Origin of the sequence: Selenomonas sputigena ATCC 35185, from assembly GCF_000208405.1 — a bacterium.
Classification (GTDB): domain Bacteria; phylum Bacillota; class Negativicutes; order Selenomonadales; family Selenomonadaceae; genus Selenomonas; species Selenomonas sputigena.
This window is the reverse complement of sequence record NC_015437.1, coordinates 1,840,691-1,858,406: the sequence shown is the minus strand read 5'-3', so window position 1 is coordinate 1,858,406 and position 17,716 is coordinate 1,840,691. Positions and strand designations below refer to the sequence as shown.

Annotated in this window: 20 protein-coding genes; all 20 read left to right on the top strand. The window is 56.6% G+C overall.

Annotated elements, in window-relative coordinates; genetic code table 11:
• Positions 1-72: 72 nt before the first annotated feature.
• The 20 genes from SELSP_RS08560 to SELSP_RS08465 all read left to right on the top strand — a co-directional run bounded on the left by SELSP_RS08560 (position 73) and on the right by SELSP_RS08465 (position 17,715).
• On the top strand, positions 73-273 hold the full coding sequence (locus tag SELSP_RS08560) for a flagellar FlbD family protein (protein WP_006191311.1): 201 nt from the start codon (positions 73-75) through the stop codon (positions 271-273).
• A gap of 59 nt (positions 274-332) precedes the next feature.
• On the top strand, positions 333-842 hold the full coding sequence (locus SELSP_RS08555; RefSeq protein WP_006191312.1) for a flagellar basal body-associated FliL family protein: 510 nt from the start codon (positions 333-335) through the stop codon (positions 840-842).
• Positions 843-878: 36 nt separating this feature from the next.
• Positions 879-1,883 (top strand): flagellar motor switch protein FliM, encoded by a 1,005-nt coding sequence (fliM, locus tag SELSP_RS08550; protein WP_006191313.1) that lies wholly within the window; start codon positions 879-881, stop codon positions 1,881-1,883.
• Complete coding sequence (gene fliY, locus SELSP_RS08545) at positions 1,876-3,060, top strand: flagellar motor switch phosphatase FliY (RefSeq protein ID WP_013740935.1); 1,185 nt, start codon at positions 1,876-1,878, stop codon at positions 3,058-3,060. The genes fliM and fliY overlap by 8 nt, the downstream gene beginning before the upstream one ends.
• Positions 3,061-3,238: 178 nt before the next feature.
• On the top strand, positions 3,239-3,601 hold the full coding sequence (locus SELSP_RS08540) for a response regulator (RefSeq protein WP_006191318.1): 363 nt from the start codon (positions 3,239-3,241) through the stop codon (positions 3,599-3,601).
• Positions 3,601-4,155 carry a flagellar biosynthetic protein FliO gene (gene fliO, locus SELSP_RS08535; RefSeq protein ID WP_006191319.1) on the top strand — a complete coding sequence of 185 codons (555 nt, stop codon included), beginning with the start codon at positions 3,601-3,603 and terminating at the stop codon, positions 4,153-4,155. The genes SELSP_RS08540 and fliO overlap by 1 nt, the downstream gene beginning before the upstream one ends.
• An 18-nt stretch (positions 4,156-4,173) precedes the next feature.
• On the top strand, positions 4,174-4,929 hold the full coding sequence (gene fliP / locus SELSP_RS08530; RefSeq protein WP_006191320.1) for a flagellar type III secretion system pore protein FliP: 756 nt from the start codon (positions 4,174-4,176) through the stop codon (positions 4,927-4,929).
• A gap of 11 nt (positions 4,930-4,940) precedes the next feature.
• Entirely contained in the window at positions 4,941-5,210 is a 270-nt protein-coding gene (gene fliQ, locus SELSP_RS08525; protein WP_006191321.1) for a flagellar biosynthesis protein FliQ, read from the top strand.
• 16 nt (positions 5,211-5,226) lie between these two features.
• Positions 5,227-6,009, top strand: coding sequence for a flagellar biosynthetic protein FliR (gene fliR, locus SELSP_RS08520; protein ID WP_006191322.1), 783 nt, complete (start codon positions 5,227-5,229; stop codon positions 6,007-6,009).
• Positions 5,996-7,096: a flagellar biosynthesis protein FlhB gene (gene flhB, locus SELSP_RS08515; RefSeq protein WP_006191323.1), complete on the top strand. Its 1,101-nt coding sequence runs from the start codon at positions 5,996-5,998 to the stop codon at positions 7,094-7,096. The genes fliR and flhB overlap by 14 nt, the downstream gene beginning before the upstream one ends.
• Before the next feature lie 36 nt (positions 7,097-7,132).
• Positions 7,133-9,205: a flagellar biosynthesis protein FlhA gene (gene flhA, locus SELSP_RS08510; protein WP_006191325.1), complete on the top strand. Its 2,073-nt coding sequence runs from the start codon at positions 7,133-7,135 to the stop codon at positions 9,203-9,205.
• The gene (gene flhF, locus SELSP_RS08505; RefSeq protein ID WP_006191327.1) at positions 9,206-10,942 is read left to right on the top strand and encodes a flagellar biosynthesis protein FlhF; all 1,737 of its coding nucleotides are present in this window, start codon (positions 9,206-9,208) and stop codon (positions 10,940-10,942) included.
• Between the two features lie 3 nt (positions 10,943-10,945).
• On the top strand, positions 10,946-11,875 hold the full coding sequence (locus SELSP_RS08500; RefSeq protein ID WP_006191329.1) for a MinD/ParA family protein: 930 nt from the start codon (positions 10,946-10,948) through the stop codon (positions 11,873-11,875).
• A gap of 17 nt (positions 11,876-11,892) precedes the next feature.
• On the top strand, positions 11,893-12,576 hold the full coding sequence (locus SELSP_RS08495; protein ID WP_013740933.1) for a flagellar brake protein: 684 nt from the start codon (positions 11,893-11,895) through the stop codon (positions 12,574-12,576).
• 194 nt (positions 12,577-12,770) lie between these two features.
• A complete protein-coding gene (locus tag SELSP_RS08490; RefSeq protein ID WP_013740932.1) occupies positions 12,771-14,870 on the top strand; it encodes a chemotaxis protein CheA in 2,100 nt (699 codons plus the stop codon).
• A 15-nt stretch (positions 14,871-14,885) separates the two neighbouring features.
• Positions 14,886-15,347: a chemotaxis protein CheW gene (locus SELSP_RS08485; protein WP_006191334.1), complete on the top strand. Its 462-nt coding sequence runs from the start codon at positions 14,886-14,888 to the stop codon at positions 15,345-15,347.
• An 81-nt stretch (positions 15,348-15,428) separates the two neighbouring features.
• The gene (locus SELSP_RS08480; protein WP_006191336.1) at positions 15,429-16,046 is read left to right on the top strand and encodes a chemotaxis protein CheC; all 618 of its coding nucleotides are present in this window, start codon (positions 15,429-15,431) and stop codon (positions 16,044-16,046) included.
• 1 nt (position 16,047) lies between these two features.
• On the top strand, positions 16,048-16,533 hold the full coding sequence (locus tag SELSP_RS08475) for a chemotaxis protein CheD (RefSeq protein ID WP_006191338.1): 486 nt from the start codon (positions 16,048-16,050) through the stop codon (positions 16,531-16,533).
• 13 nt (positions 16,534-16,546) lie between these two features.
• Positions 16,547-16,933, top strand: coding sequence for a hypothetical protein (locus SELSP_RS08470; protein ID WP_006191340.1), 387 nt, complete (start codon positions 16,547-16,549; stop codon positions 16,931-16,933).
• Positions 16,934-16,956: 23 nt separating this feature from the next.
• Positions 16,957-17,715, top strand: a complete 759-nt coding sequence (locus tag SELSP_RS08465; RefSeq protein ID WP_006191342.1) for a FliA/WhiG family RNA polymerase sigma factor — start codon at positions 16,957-16,959, stop codon at positions 17,713-17,715.
• The last annotated feature ends 1 nt before the right edge of the window (position 17,716 follow it).

Below are 17,716 nucleotides of genomic sequence, written 5' to 3'. Positions count from 1 at the left end.
CCACGCACTTATATCTTAAAGGAAGCATGGACGGGTTTCGTGTCCGGCTTTCTGCGGCGAAAGGATGGGCGAATGATCAAACTGACAAAGTTCAAGTCGGAGGCGCACAAAAAAGGGGAATTCGTCCTCAACGCCGAAATAATAGAAACGGTGGAGGAGACGCCCGATACGGTCGTCACCCTCACAAATGGCAAGAAACTCATCGTGGAAGAATCGATGGAAGAGATCGTGCGGCGCGTCATGGAGTATCGCCGCAGCATGCATGGTTTGTGATTCCGGGGATTTCCCTGGATGATTGATGATAGAGAGAAGAGTTAGGAGGAGGAAGTTTCATGGCGGAAGAAAAAGAAGTGCAGGCCATTGCTCCAGAGCCGAGCAAGAAATCCCCGATCATCCTGATCGTTGTCATCGTCGTCGTGGCGTTGGCCGCGGCAGTCGGTATTTCCTTTTTCATCACGCAGCATATGATGGCGAACAATGCTGGTGACGGCGGCCCTTCGAGGTTGAGCCACGATCCAGGCGTCTTCATCAAGCTCGGCGATCCCAAGGACGGCATACTCGTCAACGTCGGCGGCCTCAAGGCGGGGCGCTTCTTGAAAACGAGCATTGTCCTGGAGATGAACCCCGGCAAGAAGGATAATATTGCCGATGGCAAACTCCTGGCACCGGCGGAGACGAAGGTCATGGATGTGACACTGCAGACGCTGCGCTCCCTGAAGGTCGAGGAACTCGACGCGGGCAAGCAGGATGAGTTGAAGACGACCTTGCGCGACAGCCTGAACAAGGCGTTGGGTGAGGGGTCGGTGTATGAGGTCTACATCACGAGTTTCCTCATGCAGTGATGGGTCATCTGAGCATGGGAGAAAGGAGGAGGAAGATTGGCAGAAGATGTCTTGTCACAAAACGAGATAGACAAACTTCTCTCAGCTCTGTCGACCGGTGAGGTTTCCGCCGAGGAAGTGCAGGCGGAAGAGGAAGAGAGGAAGGTCAAGACATACGACTTCAAGCGGCCGGACAAGTTCTCGAAGGATCAGATCCGCACGCTGAATATGCTCTATGAGAACTTCGCGCGTCTCTTGAACACCCACCTATCTACCCATTTGCGGACGATGGTCAACGTGGAAGTCGTTTCCGTGGAGCAGCTCACTTACCAGGAATTCCTGCAGTCTTTGAGCAATCCGAGCGTCATCGGAGTCATGGCGCTGCCGCCCTTGAAGGGCAACATCATCATGGAGGTCAACACGGGCATTGCCTTTGCCTACATCGACCGCGTATTCGGAGGCTTGGGTGAGAATACGCTGAAGCCGCGCATCCTTACGGAGATCGAGGAAGCGGTCATGCGCAAGTTCATCGCAAAGGCGAGTGAGTTCCTCAAGGAATCCTGGTCGAATGTGATTGAAATCAATCCGATACTTGAGGCGATCGAGGCGAATCCGGGTTTCGTACAGATCGTGCCGCCGAGCGACATGGTCATCATCGTCACTGTGCAGGTCAAGATTGGCGAGGTCGAGGGTTTCATGACACTCTGTATCCCGTACCTCGTCTTAGAGCCCGTCATGTCGAAGCTCTCCACTTCGTTCTGGGTGGCGGCCTCCGTCGCAAAGGACAACAACCCGGACAAGATCCGCGCGCTTGAGAAGAAGATTCACAAGTCGCCGATTCCTTTGATTGTGGAGCTTGGCACCATCGATATGACGATTCGCGAGTTTTTGACCTTGGGCTTCGGCGATGTGCTGCAGCTCGACACGAAGGTCAAGGACGAGCTGAAGATCCTCGTCGGGCAGAAGCCCAAGTTCCTTTGCCGTCCCGGCACACAGGGCAAACGCTCGGCAGTCCAGATTACACAAGTAGCCTTTGAAGGGGATGAAGATACGGATGAGTGATGATTTAATTTCGCAAGAGGAAATTGATGCGTTATTAAACGGCGGCGGCGACAGCGCGGCAGCGCCCGAAGCCCCGGCGGATAATCCGGCGCCCGCGGAAGGTTCTCCATCTCAAGAAGGGGATGCTCTGACGGACATTGAGCGCGACGCGCTCGGAGAAATAGGCAACATTTCCATGGGGAGCGCGGCGACGACGCTCTCGGTCCTCTTAGGACACAAGGTCTCGATTACGACGCCGACGGTGTCGGTGGATACGCTGGCCTCGATCAAAGACCAGTACCCGATGCCCTACCTCATCGTGGAGGTTGGCTATACGGTCGGCATCGACGGAAACAACGTGCTCGCGATCCAGGCGCAGGACGCTTCGATCATCGCCGATCTCATGATGGGCGGCGACGGCACGAACCCGACGCAGGAGCTCAATGAGATTCATATGAGCGCCGTCGGCGAATCAATGAATCAGATGATGGGATCGGTCGCCACATCATTGTCGACGATGTTCAACAAAAAGATTGATATCTCGCCGCCGAAGGTCAATATGATCGATCTCGGTTCGGAAGATAAGGTCACGGAGATCGTTTCGGCAGAAGACCCAATCGCGAAGATTTCGTTTCGCATGGAAGTCGACGGTTTGATCGACAGCGAGATCATGCAAATTCTGCCGATTCCTGTCGCGCAGGAAATGGTGGGATATTTGTTGAACAACGAAGCAGAGGAGGAAGAGCCAATGCCAGCACCAACACCGGCACCGGCAGCACCCGCGCCAACGCCGGCAGCAGCGGCTCCGCCGCCGGCAGCGCCGATGATGGGCGCAGCTCCGGCCTACGGTGCGCCGCCGACGCCGCATGTGGCGTCGAATGTGCCCGTACAGCCTGCGATGTTTGCGCCGCTTTCTACGGCTCCCGTGCAGGTCAATGATGCGAATATCGGCTTGATTCTTGATGTGCCGCTTCAGGTAACCGTGGAGCTCGGTCGCACGAAAAAGACGATCAAGGATATTCTGGAACTTACGAACGGCTCCATCGTCGAGCTTGACAAGCTCGCGGGCGAGCCGGTTGACATCATGGTCAACGGCAAGTTCTTAGCAAAGGGCGAAGTTGTCGTCATTGACGAGAACTTCGGCGTGCGCATCACCGACATCGTAAGTCCGGCGGAAAGGGCGCAGCAGCTGCAATAAGCGTGCGCCTCACTGGACATTTTCAGGTGATTCATATACAATAGGATGTACGATGTGATTTACATCGCGGACTGCGCCAAAAGCCGTGAGCGGCTCTGGATGCAGTCGGGTGCGGATGCGCATGAACGGCATCCGCGCGTGGGAAACAGGCATATAGATCAGACGAGGAGAGATATTTATGGCAAGCAGAGTTTTAGTGGTGGATGATGCGGCATTCATGCGAATGATGGTCAAGGACATCTTGTCCAAGAACGGCTACGAGATCGTTGGTGAGGCGGAAAATGGCATGAAGGCCCTGGAGAAGTATCAGGAGCTTAAGCCTGACCTCGTGACAATGGACATCACGATGCCGGAAATGGACGGAATCAGCGCGGTCAAGGAAATCAAGAAGGTCGACCCGAATGCGAAGGTCGTCATGTGCAGCGCCATGGGTCAGCAGGCGATGGTCATCGAGGCGATCCAGGCGGGTGCGCGCGATTTCATTGTTAAGCCGTTCCAGGCGGATCGCGTTCTTGAGGCCGTGCGTAAAGCGCTTGGCTGATGCTGGGAAGAAAGGGGTACTTCCTTTGCCTCCTCCTGTGGGTTTTCATTGTCCTTGTCCTTCCGTCCGTCGGCTTGGCTGCAGACGGCGGAGGATACCTTTCGGGTTATGAAAACCGGGATCCGGTGCCGAACGGTACGCCGGGCGTTTCATGGTGGTCGACCATCGCCTATGTCGCGAGTCTCGTTGTCGTGTTTCTCTTCGTGGCCGGTCTTGCCTATTATGTTTCCAAGATCTTGGGCGGGCGTTTCGGGCGTGCGATGTCAAGCGGTGGCGGGCGCTTGCTGGAAAATCTTCCGCTTGGTCCTGGCCGCTCTGCCTGTGTCGTTGAGTTGGCGGGCAGAATTTTGCTGCTCGGTGTGACGGAACATACGATCACTCTCTTGGGAGAGGTCGAGGATGCAGCGGAGGCAGAGGTAATCTTGAAGAAGAGCATGGAGGCGTCGCCGGCGCCATTTCCCAGTGTGGCGGGGTTTGAACGGCAGTTTGGCTCTCTTGACAAGCTGGCCGAGAGAATCCCGACGATATTCAAGAATGATGCATTTCGGAAGTAGAGGAGTTGTGAAGCGTTGATGGAGAAGCGGCCGATTTTGCTGGGAAGCCTCCTTTTCTTTTCCTTGTTGCTCATCGCACAGGAAGCTCTTGCGGCACCTCTGATTCCAAGTCTCAGCGTCAATGTCGGCGAGGCAGCCGGTCCGCAGGATGTTGCGACATCCTTGCAGATACTTGCACTCTTGACGATTCTCTCGCTTGTGCCGTCGATCTTGGTCATGACGACCTCGTTCGTGCGCATCGTTGTCGTCATCGGCTTTTTGAGGAACGCCATGTCGACGCAGAATGTGCCGCCGAATCAGGTGGTGCTTGCGCTTTCGCTCTTTCTGACGTTCTACATCATGCAGCCGTATTGGAGCGAGGCGAATCAGCAGGGAATCCAGCCATACCTTGCGGGACAGATCACACAGGAGCAGGCGATTGACAACACGCTCGCGCCTCTCAGGGAGTTCATGTTCCGCCAGACGCGCGAGTCGGATTTGGCGCTTTTCGTCAATCTTTCCGATGCCGAGCGGCCCGAGTCGCAGGCCGACGTCTCGACGGCGACCTTGATACCGGCTTTCGTCATCAGCGAACTCAAGACAGCGTTTCAGATCGGCTTCATGATCTACATCCCGTTCATCGTGATCGACATGATCGTGGCGAGCACCTTGATGTCAATGGGTATGATGATGCTGCCGCCTGTCATGATTTCCTTGCCGTTCAAGATCCTGCTCTTTGTCATGGTCGACGGCTGGCATCTTCTGATCAAGTCGCTCATCATGAGCTTTAGGTAGGAGGGACGCGGATGTCCAGCGATCTCATCATACAGATCGGGCAGAACGCCCTTTGGATCGTGCTCTTGGTGTCCGCCCCCATGCTTGGCCTCGGTCTTGCCGTCGGACTCCTTGTGAGCGTCTTTCAAGCGACCACGTCCATTCAGGAAGCTACGCTTGCTTTTATTCCGAAGATCATCGCGGTGTTTGTCGCCATCTTGATTTTTGGTCCGTGGATGCTCAGCATTCTCGTGGAATACTTCACGAATATTTTCGTGAACTTGCCGCTCTATATCGGATAGCGAGGGGAGATGCGCCGTGGATTTCTACACCCTGCTCCAGGGGCATGCGGCAGCTTATCTGCTCGTTCTGACGCGCGTTACGGGAATTTTCGTCATCGCGCCTTTTTTTGGCAGTCTGAACATCCCCGCGCATATTCGTGTGGGGACTGCTGTTGCGTTTTCTTTCGTGCTGTTCCCTATCGTGGACAGCTACGGCCCTGTGTCGGCGCCGGACAATGTCTTCCTTTATGCGGCGGCAGCAGCAGGTGAACTCTTTGTTGGCTGGTTGATCGGCTTTGTGGCATACGTGACCTTTTCGGCCATTCATTTCGCCGGCAAGGTCATGGATATGCAGGTTGGATTCGCAATGGTCAATGTGATGGACCCGACTTCCGGTCAGCAAATTCCGCTTATCGGAAGTTTTCTTTATAATTTGGCGATCATCGTCTTTCTCGTCGTCAATGGACATCACATGCTCATTGCGGCGCTGTTTGAGAGCTTTCAATCCGTGCCGATGATGGGGCTTTCGCCTTCGCCGAACCTTGCAGGCTTCGTTGTCAATCTTGTCAACGGTGTTTTCGTCACGGGCATGAAGCTGGCGATGCCCGTGACGTTCTCCATACTCTTGACGAACGTCGGTCTTGGCATCTTGGCGCGCACGATGCCGCAGCTCAACATCTTCGTCGTCGGCCTGCCGCTTCAAATCGTCATCGGCATGTTCGTCCTTTCGATCCTCATGCCGTTCTACGTCTTGTTTCTGGATGTGTTGTTCAATGAAACGTATGCGCAGATCACTACCGCCCTCCATGCGATACAATAGCGAGATGCCCGAGTTCGTCTTCGACCTCCAGCTCTTTGCCGGAGAGAAGACGGAAGAGCCTACGGCGAAGCGGCGCAACGATGCGCGGCAGAAGGGGCAGGTCGCAAGAAGCCAGGAGCTCAGCGGCGCCTTCGTGCTGTTGGCGGGCTTCTTCGTGATGCGCGCGCTCGGCAGCACGATTCTCACGGAGATCGAGACGTACACGGTTCATATCTATGCGAACATGAACCAGACAGTCGATGCGGAAACGGTCATGCGCCTCATCATCGATGGGATGATCGTTCTGGCGAAGACGGCGTTTCCTGTGATGATCGCCATTCTCGTCATGGGGCTGGCCATCAATTTCTACCAGGTCGGCTTCATGTTCACGACAGAGCCGCTTTCTTTCAAACTGGATAAGCTCAATCCCATCACGGGATTCGGGCGCATCTTCTCGAAGCGCTCCATCGTGGAACTGCTGAAGTCCCTGCTGAAGATCGCGATCATCGGCGCGTTTCTCTACGTCTATTTGTCCGGAGAGATCATGCACATGCCGGAGTTCATCTATCTCGATCTCAAGAGCAGCATGGCGCGCATGGGCGATATCATCTTCTCGCTCGTATTTCAGATCATCATCGTCTACTTTGTCATGGCGGCAGCGGATTTCGCCTATCAGAAATGGCAGACGACGCAGGATCTCAAGATGAGCAAGCAGGACATCAAGGAAGAGTTCAAGCAGACGGAAGGCGATCCGCAGATCAAGGGCAAGATTCGCCAGAAGCAGCAGCAGATGGCGATGAACCGCATGATGAAGGAAGTGCCGGAAGCCGACGTCATCGTGACGAACCCGACGCATTATGCCGTCGCCTTGAAGTACAAAGCGGGCATGAAAGCGCCGGAAGTCGTTGCCAAGGGGCAGGATCTCGTCGCGCAGAAGATCAAGGATATCGCGAGAGAACACCGCGTGACAATCGTGGAGAACAAGCCTCTGGCGCGGGCGCTCTATGCAGCGGTGGATGTCGGAGGCATCGTGCCGCCCGAACTTTACCAAGCGGTTGCAGAGGTGCTCGCTTACGTCTACCGATTGAAGAAGAAAAAATTTGCTTGATGAGAGGTTTCCTAGGGATAGAGGAGCAAGAACAGCATGGCGACAGAAAATCCGACGCTTTCCAATGGATTCATAACGAAATACAGCGACATTTTCATAGCTGTGGCAATCGTCACGATCGTCATCATGATGATCATTCCGTTGCCTACGGCTCTTCTTGATTTGTTGATCTGCGTGAACATCACGCTGGCGCTCGTCATCGTCATGGTGACGATCTACAATGTGGAGGCTCTTGATTTTTCCGTATTCCCATCGCTGCTCCTCGTGACGACGCTGTTTCGACTTGCCCTCAACATATCAGCTACGAGACTGATCTTGTTGAACGGCTATGCAGGCGATGTCATCATGGCATTCGGCAACTTCGTCGTCGGCGGCAATGCGCTCGTCGGCTTCATCATCTTCGTCATTCTCATCATCATCCAGTTTATTGTCATCACGAAGGGCGCGGAGCGCGTCGCGGAGGTGTCGGCGCGCTTCACTCTCGACGCGATGCCGGGCAAGCAGATGGCGATCGATGCCGACTTGAATCAGGGAGCCATCACGGATGTCGAGGCGAGCAAGCGCCGCTTGAAGATCCAGCAGGAAGCGGACTTCTACGGTGCGATGGATGGTGCTTCGAAGTTCGTCAAGGGCGATGCCATCGCGGCCATCATCATCATCATCATCAACATTACGGGCGGTTTCGTCATCGGCATGCTGACGCGCAACATGACGGCGCTGCAGGCTCTGCAGAGCTATACGCTGCTAACGGTCGGCGAGGGTCTCGTCAGTCAGATTCCGGCGCTGATGATCTCGACGGCAACGGGCATACTCGTCACGCGCTCGGCGTCCTCGAAGGGCAACCTCGGACTCGACGTGGCGCTGCAGCTCTTCAACCGCAGCCGCATCTTCTACATCGTCAGCGGTGTGTTGCTGTTTCTCGCCATCGTTCCTGGTATGCCGGGAATCCCCCTCGGTGCGCTTTCCGTCCTGTGCTTCATCGCGGCGCGCCGCCTCAAGGGCTCGGAGAAGGCGGTCGAGGAAGTGCCCGAGCAGAAGAAGGCGGAGAAGGCGAAGGCGGACGCCACGAAGCCTGAGAACATCGTCAATCTGCTGCAGGTTGACCCGATGGAGCTTGAGATCGGCTACAGCCTTATACCGCTCGTCGACACGGGGCAGGGCGGCGATCTTTTGGAACGCATCGTCATGATTCGACGACAGTGCGCGTTGGAACTTGGACTCGTCGTGCCGACGATCCGCATCCGCGACAACATACAGATCAAGCCGAACAACTACATCATCAAACTCAAGGGAATCGAGACAGCACGCGGCGAGCTCATGCTCGATCATTACCTCGCGATGAACTCGGGCACGGTGTTCGAAGAAGTGCCGGGTATCGAGACGACGGAGCCGGCCTTCGGTCTTCCTGCACTGTGGATTGCCGAAGATCAGCGCGAGCAGGCAGAGCTCAACGGCTATACGGTCGTCGATGCCGTATCCGTGCTCGCGACGCATCTGACAGAAGTCATCAAGATGCATGCGGCGGAGATCCTCGGACGTCAGGAGACGCAGAATCTCCTCGACAACTTGAAGAAGACGAATCCGGCGCTCGTCGACGAGGTCGTGCCCGAGGTTCTCGTCGTCGGCGAGGTACAGAAGGTTCTCGCAAACCTCCTGGCGGAGCGCGTTTCCATACGCGACATGGAGACGATTCTCGAAGTGCTCTCCGACTACGGGCGCGCGACAAAGGACACGGACATCCTCACCGAGTATGTGCGCCATGCACTCGCGCGTCAGATCTCGCAGCAGTATGTGCAGAACAACGTGCTGCCGTGCATCACGCTCGACCCGGGATTGGAAAACCACATCGCCGGCGCGGTGCAGCGCACGGAACACGGCTCTTACGTCAGTCTCGATCCCGATGCGATGCAGCGCCTCTTGGCGTCACTCAATGCGGAACTGCCGAAGCTTACGAACATGGGCTACGAACCGATCGTGCTCACAAGCCCTGCCGTGCGCACCTACTTCCGGCAGCTTGTCGAACGCTCCGTGCAGGGGCTTGTCGTACTCTCTCATGCGGAAATCGAGCAGACGGTTGAACTTCAGATTCTTGGGACGGTGAGAATTTAATTGCGCATCAAGGTGTTTCAGGCCGCCACGATGAAGGACGCCATGGCTCAGGTGAAAGACGAGCTTGGCGACGACGCGGTGATCCTGCATACGAAAAAAATAAAGAAGGGCGGCATCCTTGGCTATGGCGCAAAAGAAATCTTCGAGGTGACGGCGGCTCTCGACGAGGTGACACGCCGCCCGCCCAAGAAACGTCCTGAACGTCTGCCGACGCTCGCCGAACTGCAGGCGGAGGCGGCAGGCGGCGAAACGAAGCCGAAGAGCGCGGTGCCGCTGCCGCAAGGTCATGCGGCTGCCCTGCCGCAAGCGGCGCCTGCTGCTCCCGCGCAGCAGGTGTCTGTCCCAGTTCCTACAGGGCCGCCGGCTGCTCCTATGCCGCCGCTTATGCAGTCCGCGCAGCCGATGCAGCCGATGCAGCAGCCTCTGCCGATAGAGTCACAGCAGTCGATGCAGCAGCCGCGGCTTTCGCAGAGCGCAGCCAAGAGCTACCGAACGGCGGGCACGGAAGCTGCGGTTGCCGAGGCCGCGAGGCAGGCGCGTGCAGCAGCGCCCGCCTCGCCTGATGATGCTTCGGCTGAGCCGTTCGTTCCATCGTTTCCTTCGGGAAAGGTGCCGGAAGCTCCCTTTCAGCCGCTCGTGCCGTCTGCCGGGGAAGCTCCGCAGGAGTCGCCCGCACGCAAGGCGCGGCGCAGGAAGCCTGCACAGCCGAAGCGAAGAAAAGTGCATGCGGCGGAAGCGAAAGAAGCTGCAGGAGTAGAGGTGGAAAGGGAGGCGTCGTCTTCGCGCAGAGTGAAGCGTGAGGAGGACGAAGCGGCATCGTCGCAGGAAAAGCGGCGAGAAGACGAGTCACCGTCCGTCAAGAGTGAGGAAGAGCGCCAGCGCGAAACCATCGAGGAATTGCAGAACGAGCTGGCTCAGATGAAAGCGATGCTCGTCCAGGTCGTAAGCAAGGAAAAGACGCCCGAAGACGAGATGTCCCTGCAGCAGGTGCTGAAGCAGCAAGAGGTCGAATCGGACATCATCGACGACGTCGTGCTGCAGCTTCCCGCCGAAGCCATTCTGGCCGATAAGGATACGCCGCTTGCTTTAGACGGACTGACGAAGTATCTCGCCGACAACGTGCAGATGGCGGACGGCCTTGAACTCAAGAGCCGCAAGCGAAAGATCGCGGCTCTCTTGGGGCCGACGGGCGTCGGCAAGACGACGACGCTCGCGAAGATCGCCGCGCAGTGCGTCTTGGAAAAGGGCATCAGCACGGCGTTCATTACGGCGGACACATATCGCATATCGGCGGTCGAGCAGCTCAAGACGTATGCCGACATCCTCGGACTTCCCATCGCCATCGTCTATACGCCTGATGAACTCAAGGAAGCCATACAGAAGTTTCGCCAGAAGCAGCTGATTCTCATCGACACGGCGGGGCGCAGTCAGCACAACCGCCGTCAGATGGCGGAACTCAAGGAATTCCTTGCCGTCAACCAGAATATTGAGAAGTATCTCGTCCTCAGCGCCACGACGAAGAATGAGGATGCGAAAGACATCATCGACAAGTTCTCCGTCTGCAAGCCCGACAAGGTGATCTTCACGAAGACGGATGAAACGAAGAGCCTTGGCATCATCCTGAACATCTTGCGCAGGAAAGAAATGCGGCTCTCCTATCTGACGAACGGACAGAGCGTTCCCGATGACATTGTGCCGGCAGAGGCCGGAAAGCTTGCGGAACTTTTTTTGAGGTAGATTATGCAGGATCAGGCAGCGAGCCTCCGAAAGCTCGTAGAAAACAAAAAGGACTCTGCCGCTGCGGATTCCGGCACGGACGCTGCCCGGGAGGCGCCAGAGCCGAGCGCGGCGCGCCCCGTGCCAAAGGAGGGCGCACGCATCATTGCCGTCACGAGCGGCAAGGGCGGCGTCGGCAAGTCAAACCTGACCGTGAACCTTGCGCTCGCCTTTCTTGCCGAGGGAAAGAAGACGCTTGTCATCGACGCTGACCTCGGCATGGCGAATGTCGACGTCCTTTTGGGAACCTCTTCGAAATACAATCTTCTGCATCTCTTGGATGAGGATGTCGTGCTCGATGACGTGATCTTGAAGGGGCCTTATGGGCTTCGCTACATCTCGGGCGGCTCAGGCATGGAACAGGCGGGCGAGTTCACGCCTGCCGAGCGGGATTTGCTCGAAGAAAAGCTCACGGGCTGCGGGGAATTGGCCGACGTCATCCTCATCGATACAGGCGCGGGCATCGGCAGAAACGTCCTCGATTTTATCCTGGCGGCGGATGAGGTGCTTCTCGTGACGACGCCCGAGCCGACGGCCATGACCGACGCTTATGCCGTCATGAAGGCGTACAGCATGTATGCGGCGAAGCCGAACATGCGCCTCGTTGTCAATCGTGTCTACGACGAGGCAGAAGGTCTCGAAGTGGCGGAAAAGCTCAGGAAGACGGCAGAGCGCTTCCTGCACATGGAAATCCAATCCCTCGGGGCGATTTACGAGGATCGTACGATGATCCAGGCGGTACGTCAGCAAAAGCCGATTCTTGAGGCGTATCCGGACGCGCTTGCGGCAAAGTGCATCAAAGCGATTGCGAGATCCATGCTCTATGGGGAAAAGGTCTTTGTCAAAAAAGGTTGGAAATCATTTCTGCAATATTTCCTTGATTTTACACGATGATGGGGAGGTGCCTTGCCATGGCAGGCGATTTGATGAATGCGGCAACGGTGTTGAAAATTGGGCAGAGGGTTGAGTTTTACCTGGAAGATGACGATATAAGATATACGAGCCGCATAGAAGATATCACTGCGGATCGATTGATCGTCGCGATGCCCGTGGACGAAAAGCGCCGCCCCATCATACCGGCGGCGGGTGAGCAGCTTTACGGTCTTGCCGTGGGCGAGGCATGTCGCTACCGATTTTTCTCCGTATTCAAGGGTAAAGCGCGCGATCCGATTCCTGTCTGGATGATCACGAAGCCGGAAGTCGTCGAGCGCCATCAGAACCGCAGCTTTGTGCGTGCGATGGTGCGCCTGCCGATTCAGGTGCGGATCATCGACACGGAGGGGCGCGAGAGCGAGCTTATGAAGCTTCACACCACGGACGTCAGCGGCGGCGGCATTTCCTTTGCCGTGCCGCGTCACGTCAAGGTCAACAGCCGCGCGTCCATCGTGTTCACGAACTTCCCAAATATCGGCACGCTGTCCGTCATGGCTCGCATCGTGCGCTCCCTGCCGCTTGAGCCGAGCGATCGCGGCTGGCAGCTCGGGGCGCACTTTCTGGAGCTTGACCGGGGAACGATGAATAAGATCGTCCACTTTGTCTTCAGTGAACTGCGCCGCCAACTCACCCTGCACCCTGACAGTCCCGCTCGGGAATAAAAGCAGGATTTTTGGCGGTGACGGCGAAGAATATTAAAGAATGATGCAAGTGATTCGCGATTCGCGTTCTGCCTGGCTGGTACCAGGGCTCTTGGCGAAGGTTGCGGAGCAAACTGACATGCTGTGCCTCTTGCGCAGATACTGCAATGAGCAAGACGCCCGGAGGCGGCAGAAAACAAACAGGGGGATTTGAAATGGAAACAAATCAGTACATGGACATGTTTTTGGACGAGTCGCGCGAACATCTGCAGTCCTTGAACGATGGTCTGCTGAGCCTCGAAAATGACCCGAACGAGGTGTCCGTCGTCAACGAGATCTTTCGTAACGCGCATACGCTGAAAGGCATGTCGGCGACGATGGGGTTCAACAAGATCGCCGAACTTACGCACGAGATGGAAGATGTCCTCGACCTCATCCGCAATAACCAGCTCAAGGTGACAGAGGACATCATTGAGACGATCTTCAAGTGCCTTGACTCCTTGCAGGAGATGATCGAGAACGTTGGCAACGGCGACCCCGAGGATCTCGTTGACGTTTCCGACCTCGTGAAGAAGCTCTCGTCCATTTCCAAGGGCGAGCCGCAGCCGGAGGCGGAAGCGGCGCCGGCCGCAGCGGAGGCGCCGGCGGCCGAGGCAGCGCCCGCATCTTCGCTCGATTATACCGAGGATGATAAGGACGCGATGCGCGCGGCGAAGCAGGGCGGCATGGCCGTCTTTCACATACACATCAGGCTCGCTGACACATGCCTTTTGAAGGCAGCGCGCACCTACATGGTCATGAACGCCCTCGATGAGATCGGCGATGTCATCAAGTCGGTTCCGCCCGCGGAAGACCTGGAGGCGGAAAAGTTCGATCATGATTTCGATCTCGTTCTCGTCACGACATCCGATACGCAGGCGGTTTCCGATGCACTTGCACCCGTTTCCGAATTGGAAGAGGTGAAGATCGAGGAAGTCGACCCCGACAATCTCGCAGCGCCCGCGCCTGCGCCTGCTCCGGCAGCAGCGGCAGAGCCGGCGCAGGCCGCCGCTCCCGCTCCTGCAGCGGCGCCTCCTGCGGCAAAGCCCGCGGCAAAGCCTGCGGCGAAACCGGCAGCAAAGCCCGCCGCAAAGCCCGCGGCCGCAGAGAAGAAGCATCACGCGAGCCAGTCCGTGCGCGTTGACATTGAGAAGCTCGACAACCTCATGAACCTCGTTGGCGAGCTCGTCATCAACAAGGTGCGCCTTGAGCAGATCGGCACGACGAACCGCATGCCGGAACTGACGGAGACGTTGGAGCAGATGGATCGCGTGACGACGGACTTGCAGAACGTCGTCATGAAGGTGCGCATGGTTCCCGTCAGCCAGGTGTTCAACCGCTTCCCGCGCATGGTTCGCGACATAGCGAAGGAGCTGAACAAGGACATCAACCTCACGGTCGAGGGCGAGGAGACCGAACTCGATCGTACGGTCATCGACGAGATCGGCGATCCGTTGATGCACCTTCTGAGAAACTCGCTCGATCATGGCGTTGAGCATCCCGACGACCGTGAGAAGAAGGGCAAGCCGCGCACGGGTGAGGTTGGACTCATCGCGCGTCACGAGGGAAATAATGTCGTCATCATGGTCACGGACGACGGCGCGGGCATCGATGCCGAAAAGATTCGAGCAAAAGCAGTGGAGAAGGGGCTCTATACGCAGGATGAAGCCGACGCGCTTTCCGATGCGGATGCTGTGCGCATCATCTTTGCGCCGGGATTCTCCACGGCCGATCACATCACGGATATTTCGGGACGCGGCGTGGGCATGGATGTCGTGCGCAGCAAGATCGAGTCGTTGGGCGGTCATGTCGATGTCGAGACGAAGATTGATGAAGGCTCTGTATTCAAGATCAAATTGCCGCTGACGCTCGCCATCATCCAGGCGCTTCTCGTCAAGGTGCAGGAAGAGATGTATGCGATTCCTCTCGGCTCGATCGACAGCACGATCAACATCCATCCGGATGACATCAAGACGGTGCAGAATCAGGCAGTCATCGTACTGCGCGGGCAGATCATCCCGATCATCAACCTCAGCACGGCGCTGCAGGTGCCGCGCACAACGGAAGAGGACAACGACGATATCTTCGTCGTCGTCGTATATGTCGGCGAGCGCAAGGCGGGCATCGTCGTAGACAACCTTATCGGTCAGCAGGAAATCGTCATCAAGACGCTCGGAAAACTCCTTTCCGGACTCAAGATCTTCTCCGGAGCCACCGTGCTCGGAGATGGCCGTGTCGCCTTGATTTTGGATGTCGGTACGGTCGTGCAGCAGTAAGGGGGAGGATTAGACATGGCTAAGGAAAAGAAGGCAATCATGGAAGACGTTCAGGTGGCCGCGTTCAAGCTCTTGAAGGAAGAGTACGGCGTCAACATCTTGAACGTGCAGGAAATCAAGGTTTTGACGGACATCACGCGCGTGCCCTTCGCCCCCGACTACATCAAGGGCGTCATCAATCTGCGCGGTAGCGTTCTTCCCGTCATCGACCTCAAGCGCCGCATCGGTCTTGAGGACGCTCCCTACACGGATGCGACACGCATCATCATCATGAAGATCGGCGAGTTCTCCATCGGCATGATCGTCGACGCCGTGACGGAAGTGCTGACCATCTCCGGACGCGACATCAATCCGGCGAAGGACGTCAGCGACAGCACGAGCAACCGCTTTGTCAACAGCATCGGCAACATTGATGCGCGACTGATCATCATGCTGAATCTTGACGAGATCGTTGACCTGCCGGAAGATATGAAATAAGATGTTGCATCCTTCTCCTGCCTAGCAGGACGGGAGAAGGATATTTCTATCGGATCATGCCAATATGCTAGAGGTGCAGTTATGACGGAAGATATTATCGATCTTTCCCCGGTACAGCTTGATGTGCTGCGGGAGATAGGAAATGTCGGTGCGGGAAACTCTGCGACGGCCTTGTCGCAGCTCATCAATCGCCGCATTGATATGAATGTGCCGAAGGTTTCGGTCGTCCCTCTCGACGAGGTTCCCGACCTCGTCGGCGGGCCGGAGACGATCGTCGTCGGCGTTTTTCTGCGCGTCTATGGCAAGGCGCCGAGCAACATTCTGTTCCTCATGCCGAAGGACAGCGCTTTCTACCTTGTCGACGCCCTCATGGGCAAGGAGTCGGGAGAGACGACGCATCTCGACATGATGGCAGAGTCCGCCTTGATGGAAATCGGCAACATCTTGGCAGGAGCTTACCTCAATGCGCTTTACAGCTTCACGAACCTCTCGCTCATTCCGTCGATTCCGGCGCTCGCTATGGATATGGCAGGCGCCATCTTGAACGTCGTGCTCGTACAGCTCGGCCAGATGGGCGATCACGCCATGGTCATCGAGACGGAGTTCCTTGCCGAAGATGATGAGTTGCGCGGGCACTTCTTCCTTGTACCGGATCCAGGCTCCATGGAAATGATTCTTTCTGCAGTGGGGGTTGGATGACATGGCTGATATGTTACGCGTAGGAATCGCGGATTACAAGGTCGGTAAGGCTCCGCAGCAGATCATCAGCTACGGTCTTGGCTCCTGCATCGGCATATCCCTCTACGATCCGCAGACGAAGGTCGGCGGCCTCGTGCACATCATGCTGCCGGACAGCACGCAGGCGAGAGCGCACGAGAATCATGCGAAGTTTGCTGATACGGGCGTGCCTTTGTTGCTCGGCGAGGTCTTGAAACTCGGTGCGGCGAAGAACCGTCTCGTCGCGAAGATCGCGGGAGGCGCACAGATGTTCTCGTTCGCCAATGCGTCCGACGTCATGCGCGTGGGTCTGAGAAATGCCGAGGCTGCAAAGAAGGCGCTCGCCAAGGAAGGCATACGCATCGTTGCCGAGGATACGGGCGGCACGTACGGCCGCACGGTACAAATCGATTTGGCAACGGGAGATTACAAGGTCAAGACGATCGATCGCGGGGAAAAGATTATTTAACGGGGGATGGAATTTGTTTAAGATTGGAACAGCACTCGTCACGGGCGTCCTCGCTGCCTTCCTCACCGTTCTGACCGCCGTTTCGGCAGGCGCACGGTTTTCTACTGCAGCGGGGAGAAGCCTTGCGGTGTTTCTCGTCGTCACCGCGCTCATCTTTCTCGTTGCCTTTTTTTTGGAAAAGCAGTTCCCTGCCCTTTTTGCGCAAGCGCAGTCGGAGGAAATTCCAGCGAGGAAAGAGGGAAAAGCGACGCAGACGGCGAATGATAAAGAGGAGTCGGAAGGCTCGGAAAATGCCGGAGAAGATGGGGAAGCAGCAGACGCACAAGCGGATGGTCAAGAGCAGGATGCGGATTTTGAGGTCATGGAAGAGCCCGCCGCTGCGGTTCCCCGCGGAGAATGACTAGACGAGGAGGCGGCTGATTGATGAAAAAGGCAGAGACCCCCTCCGCAGAAATTCAAGATCTTTGGGCGCTTTACCGGGAAACGCGCGCACCGGAAGTTCGTGACAAGATTGTCGAAAAGTACTTGCCGCTCGTCAATATCATTGCGGGACGTGTCGTCGTCGGCCTGCCCGCACATGTTGATCGGGACGATCTCGTTTCGAGCGGCTTTTTTGGTTTGCTTGACGCAATCGAGCGATACGACGTCGAGCGCGGCAACAAATTTGAAACGTATGGCGGCGTGCGCATTCGCGGTGCCATGCTTGACTATTTGCGTACGATGGATTGGATTCCCGTATCGAAAAGGCAGAAGATTCGGCGCTATGAGCAGGCGGTGACGACATTGGAAGGCCGCCTGGGTCGCTCGGCGACGGACGACGAACTTGCCGCGGAACTCAAGATATCGAAGAAGGAACTGCACGATCTCGTTTCGCAGACGAACATCGCGACGGTCATTCCGCTCGAAGAGTATGTCCGCACGGAGTCTCCGTCGTCACAGACGATCGATCCCGAAGAAAATGCCGAGAAAAACGAATTGCGCGACACCTTGGCGGAAGCAATCGACCAGCTTCCGGAGAAGGAGCGCACGGTCGTTTCTCTCTATTATTATGAGGAACTTACCCTAAAGGAAATCAGCCTCATCCTGCATCTTTCGGAGGCGCGGATTTCTCAGCTCCATACGAAGGCCGTCTTTCGGCTTCGGGGCTTTTTGGCGAGATGGAAAACAAGCCTCATGGAGTGAG